This is a genomic window from Vreelandella titanicae (assembly GCF_014697095.1).
In the GTDB taxonomy this organism is placed as follows: domain Bacteria; phylum Pseudomonadota; class Gammaproteobacteria; order Pseudomonadales; family Halomonadaceae; genus Vreelandella; species Vreelandella titanicae.
The window spans coordinates 2,418,543-2,431,182 of sequence record NZ_CP059082.1 but is presented as its reverse complement, the minus strand read 5'-3'; the positions used below and the strand labels follow the sequence as shown (position 1 = coordinate 2,431,182).

The window sequence follows — 12,640 nt, the reverse complement described above, 5'->3', positions numbered from 1 at the left end:
CCTTTCGTCGCCTAGATGAGGAGAGCAACGTGAAAGCACGGGTAAAATGGACAGAAGGCCGCCAATTCGTGGCGGAATCCGGTAGCGGGCACAGCGTTGTGATCGACGGCCCGCCCGACCACGGTGGTCGCAACACAGGGCCTCGCCCAATGGAAATGCTGCTAATGGGCATGGGCAGCTGCACCGCTTTTGATATCTTGAATATTCTTGATAAAGCGCGTGCCAATGTGACCGACTGCGTTGCTGAGCTAGACGCCGAACGCGCCGATGAAGTGCCCGCCGTTTTTACCAAGATCCACGTCCATTTCGTGGTGACCGGTCGCGCGCTGAAAGAGAAGCAGGTGGCCCGCGCGGTTGAGCTCTCCGCTGAAAAATACTGCAGTGCCTCGATCATGCTCGTTAACGGCGGCGTTGAGATCACCCATTCCTTTGAGATTATGGAGGAGGCTCGGACGTGACAGACAATCTCCGACTCCACGGGTTTAACAACCTGACCAGCTCGCTGAGCTTCAACATTTACGATATCTGTTATGCCAAAACCGAAGAGCAGACGGCGGCTTACATCGACTATATCGATGAGCTGTATAACGCCGAACGTTTGACGCAGATTCTTAAAGACGTCACCAATATCATCGGCGCCCATGTGCTCAATATCGCCCGCCAGGACTACGAGCCCCACGGCGCGAGCGTGACGATTTTGATTGCCGAACATGAGCTTGATGAGGCGGCGCCTGAGCAAATTGAGCCAGGTCCCGGCCCGCTACCGGAGACGGTGGTTGGCCACCTGGATAAAAGCCACGTGACGGTGCACAGCTACCCCGAGTCGCACCCCGACAACGGTATTAGCACCTTCCGCCTGGATATTGATGTCTCCACCTGTGGTCATATCAGCCCATTAAAAGCGCTGAACTACCTGATCCACAGCTTCGACTCCGATATCGTCACCATGGATTACCGGGTGCGTGGCTTTACTCGCGATGTGGATGGCAAAAAACTGTTTATCGATCACGGTATTACTTCCATCCAAGACTACCTCGCTGAAGACACCAAGAATGCGTATCAGATGATGGACGTCAACGTGTATCAGGAGAACATGTTCCACACCAAGATGCTGCTCAAAGACTTCGAACTGGATAACTACCTGTTCGGCACGTCGCGTCGCGATATTACCTTTGAAGAAGCCCGGGATATCGAGGGCCGTTTGCGTAAAGAGATGCTGGAAATTTTCTACTCCCGCAATCTGGATTAAGCCCCCAAACGGGTCTCAACGGAGCACCGAAACACCAAAAAGCCAGCGAACGCTGGCTTTTTTTTCATATCAACTAAATATACTGGCTTATCCTGTCATTGCGAGGAGCCTGCGACGAAGCAATCTCTACCCGCGGTGGCACTCAAGTCGAGATCGCCGCGCTTCGCTCGCGATGACAGGAAGGGCATTAGGAGCCTGGCTTATCTGTCATTGCGAGGAGCCTGCGACGAAGCAATCTCTACCTACGGTGGGCACTCAAGTCGAGATCGCCGCGCTTCGCTCGCGATGACATGAAGGGCATTAGGGGCCTGGCTTATCTGTCATTGCGAGGAGCCTGCGACGAAGCAATCTCTACCTACGGTGGGCACTCAAGCCGAGATCGCCGCGCTTCGCTCGCGATGACAGGAAGGGCTATCGCCGTTTAATAAACGCTTGGCTCGCCTTCAGGGCGAGTCTTAAAACGTCGGTGTAGCCAGAGGTACTGCTCGGGATGCTTGCGAATGGCCAGTTCAATAAACTGGTTGATCCGTGTGGCATCGGCAACTTCATCGCCGCTGGGAAAACCTTCCAGGGCAGGCAGGCTTTCAATGGTATAGGTGGCGTTATCCGGGTTGCGGTGAAACATCATCGGCACCACTGACGCGCCGGTCATACGCGCAAGCTTGGCCGTTAAGCGAATAGTCGCGGCCTGCTGACCAAATAGCGGCGCAAATACGCTCACATCGCGGCCAAAATCCTGATCCGGTGAGTACCACACCATACGTCCATCCTTGAGCTGACGCACCGCGCCACGCAAGTCATAACGGTCGAGGGCAACACCAAAATTGCGCCCGCGGGCGCGGGTCATAAAACGCTCAAACAGCGGGTTATTATGCGGTCGATAGACCGCATCGGCAGAGAAAAACAGCGCGTGCAGGGCACCCCCTAAATCGAGGGAAGAGAAGTGAACCCCCACAATGATCACGCCTTTACCCCGGGCCTCGGCGCGGGCCATATGCTCTTCGCCGATGTAAGCGACCCGGTGGCGTAGGCTTTCGCCATCGCGACACCAGCCGGTTGCGGTTTCAATCAGACCAATGCCATTGGCAATAAAGGTATCTTTAACGAGCTGATACTGTTGCTGGGGACTCTTTTCGGGAAAACAGAGCGCTATATTGGTTTCGGTAATATGGCGCCGCCGTTTGGCAAAGCGCCAGGCGAGCAGTCCAAGCCCTTTGCCAATGGCCATTTTTAATCGCCAAGGCAACCAGGCAGCGATATACATGGCACCAATAGCCAGCCATGTGGGCCAGTAACGCGGGTGGGCGAATGAGCGCGGGTAACGTGATTTCGACATGCAAACAACCGTTTAAGCAGAACGCCCATGATAACGCCGCGGCGCCCGAGGCAGTACCCCTGTTAGCAGCGTATAGCTGATGGTATCGCAGTAGCGGGCCACTTCATCCACCGACAGCACCTCGCCGTTGCTGGCCCTGCCCCACAATACAACGTCGCTGCCAATCGCGGCGTCGGGTACGTCCGTCACATCAACGGTCAACATATCCATGGAGACTTTTCCGGCAATCGCACAGCGCTGGCCGTTGACCAGTACCGGCGTGCCATCGCGGGCATGACGGTCATAGCCATCACCGTAGCCGCAGGCGACCACGGCAATGCGTGAACGCCGCGGTGCGCGCCAGCGCCCGCTATAGCCAACGGGCTCGCCCTCTTCCAGCTCCCTCAGGGCAATTATTTCCGAGCGTAGGGTCATCACCGGCTGCAGTTGCTGAGTGATTTCGTTGGCAACTTCCAAGGGGTCGCTGCCGTAGAGCATCACACCTGGCCGGTTCCAGTCACCATGGGCCACCGGCCACGCCAGGGTAGCCGGTGAGTTGGCCAGGCACAGCGGCGCTTCTAGCTCGCTAGCAAGACCTTGCAGCCGGGTCATTTGCTGGTTGAAATAGCGGTTATCGCGGGAATCGGCGCTGGCAAAATGACTCATAAGGTGGAGCGAAGCCACGCTTGGCGCGGCACTTAGCTGACGCCAGATAGCGGCGGCCTCGTCGATGGCAAAGCCCAGGCGGTGCATGCCGGAGTCAACTTTCAACCAGACAGGAATTGGCTTTTTAGGTGAAGCGGCTAACAAAGCATCAACCTGCCATTGGCTGTGTACCGCAATCCAGAAGCCGTGGGAATCCACCAGCGCCAGCTCGTCGGCGCTGAAGATACCTTCCAACAGGATGATGGGTTGGGTAATGCCGCCCTGGCGCAGGGTAAGCGCCTCTTCGATACAGGCAACGGCAAACGCGGGAGCCTGGCCTTCCAGCGCCTGAGCGCAGGCCAGCGCGCCATGCCCATACCCATCGGCTTTGATAACTGCCACTGAGCGGCTTTGCGGCGCGCAGCGGCACGCCAATTGATAGTTGTGACGCAGAGCGTCCAGATCAATATCGGCCACAAGAGGGCGCATGTGCTTTCTCACTTACCTGATTTAGCAATAAAAGTTTATTAATAAAACTGCCAGCAATAAAAAGCCGAGTAAGCGCTCACTGGCACTCGCCCGGCTTAGAGAGATAACGCGATTTACGTTCGCCTAAGTTTCACTCAGGTTTCAAACAGCGCCTCTAAAGAAAGGCCCTGTTTTTCCAATGCACGGCGTAGTTTCTTGAGTGCTTCGACCTGAATCTGGCGAACTCGCTCGCGGGTTAAACCGATTTCGGCGCCCACCTCTTCCAGAGTGGCCGACTCGTGGCCGCGTAAGCCAAAACGGCGCACCACCACTTCGCGCTGTTTTTCGCTCAGCTCATCCAACCAAAGATCCACATGCTCTTTAACGTCGCCATCCACTAGCCGCGCCTCAGGCCCCTGCACTTCATCGTCAGCCAATGTATCGATCAGCGGTTTATCACTTTCACCACCCATGGGGTAATCGACAGATGATACGCGCTCATTAAGACCGAGCATCTTTTTGACCACATCGACCGGTTTATCAAGGTGATCAGCGATCTCTTCGGCGGTGGCTTCATGGTCAAACTTTTGAGTCAATTCACGCGCCGCACGCAGGTAAATATTGAGCTCTTTGACCACGTGAATGGGCAAGCGGATCGTCCGCGTCTGGTTCATCAGCGCCCGCTCAATGGTTTGACGAATCCACCAGGTGGCGTAGGTCGAGAAACGAAAGCCCCGTTCGGGGTCAAACTTCTCTACCGCGCGAATCAAACCTAAATTGCCCTCTTCGATCAAATCCAGCAACGTCAAGCCACGGTTTAGGTAGCGGCGGGCAATTTTCACTACCAGCCGCAGGTTGGATTCAATCATTCGTGAGCGACCCAAGGGGTCGCCTTTACGCGCTAAGCGGCCGTAGTAAACTTCCTCTTCTGGCGTTAACAGTGGCGAAAAGCCGATTTCGTTGAGGTAGATTTGCGTCGCATCCAAGCTTTGGGTCGATTGACGATCCTCACGCCCTAGCGCTTTCTCAAAGGCATCTTCTTCTATCGTGACATCGTCATCGGTATCATCAAGTGCCTCCTCAGCAGCGTCCAGGTCAACCTCCTGTAGATCTTTCTCCAACATACTCATGGCCTTACCCCTCGTTTGTCGCCTACCCGCCATTTAGAAAGTCAAAGGGTGCGTTCTAAGACGCACACCATATTGTTATGTGACGATTGTTATATGACGCTCGAATGCTGCGATTCGGGCAACGTCCAAGTTATGCGCTGACTGCTCACTATCCCGGTGAGTGCATTAGCGAGAAGGCAGGAAGTCCATGGGATCTTGCGGCTGCCCATCACGGCGAACTTCAAAGTGTAATCTGACGTTTTCAGCATCGCTATCCCCCATTGTGGCAATCACCTCACCAGCCTCTACTACGTCATTTTCACTGACCCGTAAGCTGTCGTTATGAGCATACGCGCTCAGGAACTGATCGTTGTGCTTGAGAAGGATGAGGTTGCCGTACCCCCTGACGCCACTGCCCGCATAAACCACAATGCCGGGGCCTGCTGCTTTAACAGGTTGCCCCTTTTCACCAGCGATATCAATCCCGGCGGTGATGCTATCACCCTGACCAAATGCCCCGACCACATTACCATCGGCAGGCCACTGCCAGTCGATGTTTTCGGCGGGCGTATAGGTACGCGATGAACGGTCTACGCTGGCACTTTGTGTGGCAGACGCTGCTTCAGGCTGTGGTTCGGGCTCAGATTCGGCCTCAGATTCGGGCTGCGGTGCCGGCGCTTGCTGTGGCTCAGCTTGTTCGGGTTCTGATGATGGCTGTGGTTCAGGTTGCTCGGCGGGCTCAGGCTCAGCCGCCGCGACGACTTCAGGCTGAGGTGTTGAGGACGATTCATCAGCCTCTTGCTCTGCTGCATTGCGTTCAGCGGTAAGGCGCTGGTTGCGTTGAATCGCGGATTCATCGGGCAGTAGCCAATCCAACTCCTGGTCGTCGCTGGCCACTGAGGCCGTCTGTGGGCTCAGCCCGGTCGCCACTGCGCCACTTGAGGTATTCGTCGTGGGCTGGTTACTGGCCGTTGATGCCGACCCAGCGCCTTCACGCAGGGCAATCGTTTGCCCTGGCCGAATTTGGTAGGGCGGATCAATGTTATTGATTGCCGCGAGCTGGCGATAATCCAAATTGTGCTGCCAAGCAATGCCATACAAAGTATCACCCGCTTTCACCGTGTACTGGGGCGAGTTTTCCACCGCCTGGCGTGCTTGGCTTAAATCGCGCACCTGGGGGCTTCCGCCTTGCTGGCTGGCACAGCCAGCAATGGCTAATGCCAGCGCCGACATCATGAGTACTTTAGGTATATGACCTTTACGCATTCAAACCTACTCCTTTTCAGCGCCAAGCTGGGTATCGATTGGCCGACGATCTGCATGTCGGTTGAGTAACACGACAATGAGGGCACCCACGGCCATTAGCGCAACAACACCGGCCACTTGTGCCGAAGCGCCGGTCAATACGGCATAGTCAGCGGGCAATAAATAGCGGTACTCCAGAGGAATCATTTGCCCTTCTGGCCCGATTTGGTAGCGTAACAGCTCGCGCCATGGCCAGAGAACCGGCAGCGAACCGGCAATAAACCCCAATAGCAGTTGCATCGTTGGGGTATGGTGACGCCGTAACAGCCAGGACAGAAGTCGTGAAAACAGCGCTAAGCCGACTATGCAGCCCATGCCAAACAGCACGATAATGCCCAGATCCAAACTGCGAATTGCACCCATAATGGTGCCGTAGAGGCCCATAGTCAGCAATAGAAAGCTACCTGACACGCCCGGTAACAGCATGGCGCTAATCGCGATGCAGCCTGCCACCATGACTACCAGCGCTTCATTACCAATTAATAACACCAGCGGCATCATGCCCGGTAACGCCTGGGCGAGCACTAGCCCCACCAGTAGCGGCAATAGATACCAAAGCTTCCAGCCGCTACTCGCCTGCCCGACCACCAGAGCAGAGGCTGCCACCAGGCCAAAAAAGAAGCCATCCAGCAGCAACGGGTGCGCTTCCATCAACCAGAGCGCTAAATGCGCTACGCTAAACAGGCTAACCGCAACCCCCGCCAATAGCGGCACCAGAAAGGCGAGATTCAAATGGTTGCTAAGAGCCCGCCAGCCACCGCGGTGCCAAGCGCCGATGGCACCGGGGCCAAACTGTTTGATCGTATTGATCAGCTCTTCATAGATACCGCTAATAAATGCAATCGTTCCTCCCGACACGCCAGGCACTGCGTCGGCGGCGCCCATCCCTGCGCCTCGTAAAAATATTCCCAAGGGTTGCCGCTTCAATCCACTACTCCTTGCAGTAAGGGTACAAAACGCACGGGCTCAAGCCGACGTTTTTCAAAGGCACTGCCAATGCGCTTTACTTGAGTAAGCCACTGGTTGCCATCGGGCTCTTCCAACGGAGCAATCAGCACCCCGTCGTGGCTCAATTGCTCTAGTAGCGGTGTGGGTAGCGTCTGGGCACAGGCGGTTAGCAAAATAACGTCAAACGGCGCAACGTCTGGCCAACCATAGCCGCCGTCCGCCACCGCCAGTCTGGCAGGTGCTGCTAGCCGTCTTAACCGCTCCGCCGCACGCTCGTGTAGCGCACTGATGCGCTCAATGGAGTAGAGCTCTTCGACCAAGCGCGACAGTATTAACGTCTGATAGCCAGACCCTGTCCCCAGTTCCAATACCCTGCGCGGCTCGGCGCGCAACACAAGCTCCGTCATGCGCGCCACGATGAACGGCTGCGACAGCGTTTGGCTAAAGCCAATCGGTAGCGCGGTATCTTCGTAAGCGCGATGGGCCAGCGCTTCATCAACAAATAGATGACGCGGCTCTCTGGCCATGACTTCCAGCACCCGGGCATCACTGATGCCCTGCTGCATGAGGCGCTCGACCATGCGGTCACGAGTACGCTGGGAGGTCATGCCGCGACCGCGCAGCTCTCCTGGAGAGATATCAGGCAAAAACATCCAACCATTCCTGCACATCGTTAAGCGCGGGGTGCCGCGTTAGGTCTGTTTGTAAGGGAGTAATCGACACATAGCCCGCCTCGACGGCAGCAAAATCGGTATCATCACCGTCATCGGCATTGGCCGCTACCGGCGCAATCCAGTAGCGCGTACGCCCCCGCGGGTCTTTTACCGCTAACGGTTTCTCGGCTGGCCCACGATAGCCTAAGCGAGTCACTTTTACGCCTTTAACCTCCTCCCAGGGCACATCGGGCACATTGACATTCAGCAGCGTTCTCGGCGGCAGAGAGAGCTGATCAGCAGCACCAATCAAGGTGGCAGCGACCCTGGCAGCGGTGGCGAAATGACGCTCGCCACACAGCGACATGGCAATCGCCGTCATACCTAAATTACGCCCCTCCATCGCCGCCGCGACAGTGCCTGAATAGAGCACGTCATCGCCCAGATTACTGCCGTGATTGATGCCGGAGATGACTAAATCGGGTTTTTCATCCCATACGCCGTGAACGCCCAAATAAACGCAGTCCGCGGGAGTACCATCGACGCTATAAAAGCCGTTATCCAGAGGCGTCAACGAGAGAGGCCGTGACAGAGTAAGCGAGTTGCTAGCACCACTGCGGTCTCGATCAGGCGCCACTACGCGAATATTGGCATGGGCCAACAGCGCATCGTGCAGCGCACGCAGTCCGGGCGCGTACACACCATCATCATTGGAAAGCAGCAGTCGCCGCATAGTGGGTCTCCCTGTTCTTAACCACAAAAGTTATAAGCACAAGAGTCGTAAGCCAAGAGTGATAGCCACAAGAGACGTGAGCGCAAAAGCATATGCACGAAACGCGGCCGCTCATATCCCTCTCTTTTACTAACTTTTCTGTATGCTAATCTCAAATCTAATAGCTAAATCAGTTCGCTAACATCAGCTCACCCAGCACAGCGGTGGCAAAGCTGCCCCGCGGCAGCGAAAACGAAAGCCGGACAGCACCTGACTCCCAAGCATACTGGGGTTCCAGCAGCCGCATACGAAGTGCACGGCGTGCCTGCTTTACTCCGCTGCGTTGTAAGCCACTGCATAGCCCAGGGTAGTGCTCCAGCAAACGGGCTTCATAGCCAGCGGCGTCGCCCTGGTCAGCTTCACCAACGCCCCAAAGCACCCCAGTGGGATGCACATCCAGTTCAGCGGCGCGGGCCTGAAGCGTATGGTCGGAGGCGTCGATACGAAACACACTTTGGGTGCCGTCCAGCATCAACGTGTCTCCCGCCAGCGGCTGCGACCAGGTGCCATCCGCAATGCGCGCGCTGAGCAGTTCGTTAAACAAAAAACTGCGCGCAGTGGAGAGCATCATACCCTGGCGATCGTCGCGTTTTCGCCAACCTCGGTTAAGTAATGCTTCGGCACGCTGAAGATTACGTCCTTCGGGCCCAAAGCGCTGGGGGCCAAAATAGTTAGGCACGCCATGCTGACAAAGGGCTTCCCAGCGGCTGACAAAATCTTCGCTTTCAATGGCCTCACCGCTAAGGCGCAATACAAAACGGTTAGTGCGGTGAACGCCACGCTTCAGCTTACGTGGGTGGCGCGCCTGCTCAACGACAGTGATCCCCAGCGCATTAAGCGACTGCTCAAGCTCCGTGGGCGCGTCGCGGCCGGGCAGATGCACGCTCAGCCACTGACGCGTGACGGCAATGCGGTCTTTCATGCCAGAGTAACCGATATCACGGGGCGTTACGCCACAAAGCCGACTTAATGTATTGACGACATCTAACGTGGTTTGATTGCGCTTTTCAACTCGCAGCCACAAATGTTCCCCGTGTGCTTCAGGGGTGAAATCCAGCTGCTCATCGACCCAAAAATCTTCCGGCTGGGCACGGTACTGGCCCGGTTTGGGAGAGCCAAATTGAGCATCGAGACAGCGCTGCCACTCAGGCATATTAATCATTAAGCGCCTCAGCACGGTTAAGCAGCACCACCGCCTCCGCGGCGATACCTTCACCGCGCCCGGTGAAACCTAATCGTTCGGTGGTGGTGGCTTTAACGTTGACTTGACCAAGCGCGACGCCTAGATCGGCAGCAATGACTTCTCGCATTGCCTCGATATGCGGTGCCATTTTAGGTGCTTGAGCCATTAGCGTGGCATCGATATTGACCACCCCATAGCCCTGACCTTGAATCAGCGTGACTACATGACGCAGCAGCTCACGGCTATTAGCCCCCGCCCACGCCGGGTCAGTATCGGGGAAGTGGCGGCCAATATCGCCCAGCGCACAGGCACCCAACAGTGCATCACTAATCGCGTGAAGCAGCACATCGCCGTCGGAGTGGGCTACGAAACCGTGTTCAAACGGCAGCTTAACGCCGCCGATCATTAAATGATCGCCGGGGCCGAAGCGGTGTACATCGAATCCGTGGCCGATACGCATTATAAGCTCCTAGTGATTAAAGCCCGTCAGGCGTGTTAGCGGTTTGTGCCGCCATAATCGCGGCTGCCAGCGCTAAGTCATCCGGGTGGGTAATTTTCAGGTTATCGCGCCGCCCGCTTACCAACTGTGGGCATTCGCCCAAGGCTTCAACCGCCGAGGCTTCATCGGTTACCAGGGTTCGCTGTTGGCGGGCGGTTTCTAAGGCTCGCCGCAGTAGCACATAGCGAAACCCTTGAGGCGTTAGCGCGTGCCACAAGTCATCCCGCGGTTCGGTTCGCGCGCTTTGGCACTGCTCATCGGCACGCTTCATGGTATCCGCCACCGGCATCGCCAAAAGCGCGCCTGCGGGGTGGGCCGCGGCGGCTTGGTACAGCGCCTGGAGATCGCTCGCGGTAATACAGGGGCGGGCCACATCATGCACCATCACTACGTCATTATCATCGGCGGCCATCGCGTGTAGGGCATTTAAGACGCTGTCCATTCGCTCATCGCCCCCGGTCACGCGCTGCCAGTCAGTAAAAGGCACCCAGCGGGGCGAGAACCAGCGGTCGTCGGCATCTAAACAGAGCACCAAGCGAGCGCTAGGAAAGGCGCTATGAAGGCGTGCCAAAGTATGCGCCAACACCGGCTGCTCATCGGCCAAGGTTAAGTACTGTTTGGGCTTATCGGCCCCCATACGGCGCCCTTGACCCGCCGCGGGCACAATTAACCAGGTTTGGCTCACTGTGGCGGCTCCTGGGGAGCGACCAGACCTGCATTAATACCGATAAGCTCCTTCTCAATCGCTACACCAGGCACCCAGAAGAACTGCTCGTCGGTGCGCACCATGCCCATATCGCTACGTGCCCGCTCCTCAATGGCGTCTAAACCGTTTTTTAAATCCGTCACTTCGGCCGCCAGCCGCGCATTGCGCTCGCGCATGGGCACATTGGCCGCCTCTTGCACCGCGACCCGCTGCTCCACTTGCTGCAAATCGTGCCAGCCACCGTTGCCTAACCACAGCTCGTACTGAAGCAGCGCCAAGACAGCGAGCAATGTCATCACTAACCATTTACGCATCACGGCACTCCTTGGAAATATCGACTGGATTTTATTCAAAGCCCTGGTTTGATCAAAAGCGGCGTTGATACACTAAAGAGTGCTTATCGGCGCGCATTATGCCATTAAGGGGCAGCACCAGCGAGCCGCACGTCGTTATAATGACAGCTTAAATAACTACTTAAATGGCAGCGCTTGATGGGCCGCATCGCGGTAGGCGCTGACATGCTCGCCTTCTTCATGACAAAACTGGGCAACACCTGCGGCAAGCCCAGGGTGGCTAATATAGTGCAGCGAGCGCACACGCTGGGGCTCAAACCCGCGTACCAGCTTGTGCTCGCCCTGGGTGCCCGGATCAAACAGCGTTAAGCCGCGCTGCAAACAGTACTCGATACCTTGGTAGTAACATGCCTCAAAATGCAGGCAATCGGCGACGACTTCACTCCCCCAGTAGCGCCCATAGAGCGTGCTACTGCCACGAAAATAGAGCGCTGACGCCACCGGGCGCCCTTCAACGTAAGCCTGCACCAGCACCAGCGCCTCTGGCATGGTTTGGCGCAGGCGCTCAAAAAAGTCATAGTTTAAGTAAGGCGGCCTGCCGCGCTCATGGTAGGTAATTGCATAGCAGCGATAGAAATGCACCATGTCCGCTGATGTAATTGCATCACCCTCAAGGTGCGCTACCTGTAGCCCCTGCTCGGCGACCAAGCGACGCTCGCGCTTGATCATCTTGCGCCGTTTCGATGTCATGCTGGCTAGAAAGCCCTCAAAATCGCCGAAGCCGCGATCGCGCCACTGAAACTGTACGCCTTCACGCGTAATAAGCTCAGGACACTGCGCCTGCCAGGCGGTGACATCGGCCTCGTCGGCAAATAGCAAGTGCCAGCTAGACAGACCGAGACTTTCACACTGCTCGCGCCAGGCGTCGGCCAGCAGCCCACGGACGGCGCGGGCATCGACATTCTTGGCGATTAACGTGCGCGCGCCAGGCACTGGCGTAAAAGGTACCGCACTGAGGGCTTTTGGATAGTAGCGACCACCGGCACGCTCTAGCGCTTCCGCCCAACCCCAATCAAACACATACTCACCGTAAGAGTGGTACTTGCGGTACATCGGCAGCGCCGCTACCAACTGCTCGCCTTGCCATACACTCAGATGGCATGGTTCCCAGCCCGTGGCCTCACTGACCGAGCCGCTTGCCTCCAGGGCGTGTAAAAACGCGTGACGCAAAAAGGGTTGATCATTATCGACCAGTGAATCCCACTGGCTTGCCGTAATGGCCTCAATGGTGGGTAGAATGGTGATCGATAGTGGGGGTAACGGCATAGCACCTTCCCGAACGTGTGGGGGCTAAAAGGTCACTTTACACTAACTGTTTATATAAACCGTTTACACTAACCATCTACACCGATGTCTAAATCAACTGGCTAAATCAACGAGCTATGCCATCGGGCTATGCCAACGAAAGCAGATACGGCTATTGAACTGCAGTATT

14 protein-coding genes are annotated in these 12,640 nt (G+C 56.5%); 2 read left to right on the top strand and 12 right to left on the bottom strand.

Annotation, left to right across the window (positions count from 1 at the left end):
* Window positions 1–29 precede the first annotated feature (29 nt).
* Window positions 30–458, top strand: coding sequence for an OsmC family protein (locus HZS52_RS11175; RefSeq protein ID WP_022522364.1), 429 nt, complete (start codon window positions 30–32; stop codon window positions 456–458).
* Window positions 455–1,249: an adenosylmethionine decarboxylase gene (gene speD, locus HZS52_RS11170; RefSeq protein WP_022522363.1), complete on the top strand. Its 795-nt coding sequence runs from the start codon at window positions 455–457 to the stop codon at window positions 1,247–1,249. The genes HZS52_RS11175 and speD overlap by 4 nt, the downstream gene beginning before the upstream one ends.
* Window positions 1,250–1,670: 421 nt before the next feature.
* Here speD and lpxL read toward each other — a convergent pair whose 3' ends face one another.
* The 12 genes from lpxL to HZS52_RS11110 all read right to left on the bottom strand — a co-directional run bounded on the left by lpxL (window position 1,671) and on the right by HZS52_RS11110 (window position 12,471).
* Window positions 1,671–2,585 (bottom strand): LpxL/LpxP family Kdo(2)-lipid IV(A) lauroyl/palmitoleoyl acyltransferase, encoded by a 915-nt coding sequence (gene lpxL, locus HZS52_RS11165; RefSeq protein ID WP_009287327.1) that lies wholly within the window; start codon window positions 2,583–2,585, stop codon window positions 1,671–1,673.
* Between the two features lie 12 nt (window positions 2,586–2,597).
* Window positions 2,598–3,698, bottom strand: a complete 1,101-nt coding sequence (gene alr, locus HZS52_RS11160) for an alanine racemase (RefSeq protein WP_161463106.1) — start codon at window positions 3,696–3,698, stop codon at window positions 2,598–2,600.
* A 134-nt stretch (window positions 3,699–3,832) separates the two neighbouring features.
* Window positions 3,833–4,807 (bottom strand): RNA polymerase sigma factor RpoS, encoded by a 975-nt coding sequence (gene rpoS, locus HZS52_RS11155; protein WP_022522360.1) that lies wholly within the window; start codon window positions 4,805–4,807, stop codon window positions 3,833–3,835.
* A gap of 165 nt (window positions 4,808–4,972) precedes the next feature.
* Window positions 4,973–6,052, bottom strand: coding sequence for a peptidoglycan DD-metalloendopeptidase family protein (locus HZS52_RS11150; RefSeq protein WP_159177242.1), 1,080 nt, complete (start codon window positions 6,050–6,052; stop codon window positions 4,973–4,975).
* Between the two features lie 6 nt (window positions 6,053–6,058).
* On the bottom strand, window positions 6,059–7,018 hold the full coding sequence (locus HZS52_RS11145; RefSeq protein WP_009287330.1) for a DUF368 domain-containing protein: 960 nt from the start codon (window positions 7,016–7,018) through the stop codon (window positions 6,059–6,061).
* Window positions 7,015–7,692 (bottom strand): protein-L-isoaspartate(D-aspartate) O-methyltransferase, encoded by a 678-nt coding sequence (locus HZS52_RS11140; RefSeq protein WP_022522357.1) that lies wholly within the window; start codon window positions 7,690–7,692, stop codon window positions 7,015–7,017. The genes HZS52_RS11145 and HZS52_RS11140 overlap by 4 nt, the downstream gene beginning before the upstream one ends.
* On the bottom strand, window positions 7,679–8,425 hold the full coding sequence (surE, locus tag HZS52_RS11135; RefSeq protein ID WP_022522356.1) for a 5'/3'-nucleotidase SurE: 747 nt from the start codon (window positions 8,423–8,425) through the stop codon (window positions 7,679–7,681). The genes HZS52_RS11140 and surE overlap by 14 nt, the downstream gene beginning before the upstream one ends.
* Before the next feature lie 169 nt (window positions 8,426–8,594).
* Window positions 8,595–9,626: a tRNA pseudouridine(13) synthase TruD gene (truD, locus tag HZS52_RS11130; protein ID WP_027958032.1), complete on the bottom strand. Its 1,032-nt coding sequence runs from the start codon at window positions 9,624–9,626 to the stop codon at window positions 8,595–8,597.
* Window positions 9,619–10,107 (bottom strand): 2-C-methyl-D-erythritol 2,4-cyclodiphosphate synthase, encoded by a 489-nt coding sequence (gene ispF / locus HZS52_RS11125; RefSeq protein WP_161463107.1) that lies wholly within the window; start codon window positions 10,105–10,107, stop codon window positions 9,619–9,621. The genes truD and ispF overlap by 8 nt, the downstream gene beginning before the upstream one ends.
* Window positions 10,108–10,123: 16 nt before the next feature.
* A complete protein-coding gene (gene ispD / locus HZS52_RS11120) occupies window positions 10,124–10,831 on the bottom strand; it encodes a 2-C-methyl-D-erythritol 4-phosphate cytidylyltransferase (RefSeq protein WP_161463108.1) in 708 nt (235 codons plus the stop codon).
* Window positions 10,828–11,166, bottom strand: coding sequence for a cell division protein FtsB (ftsB, locus tag HZS52_RS11115; protein ID WP_022522352.1), 339 nt, complete (start codon window positions 11,164–11,166; stop codon window positions 10,828–10,830). Before ftsB ends, ispD begins: the two co-directional genes overlap by 4 nt.
* Before the next feature lie 156 nt (window positions 11,167–11,322).
* Entirely contained in the window at window positions 11,323–12,471 is a 1,149-nt protein-coding gene (locus HZS52_RS11110; RefSeq protein ID WP_159177245.1) for a GNAT family N-acetyltransferase, read from the bottom strand.
* Window positions 12,472–12,640: the final 169 nt, after the last annotated feature.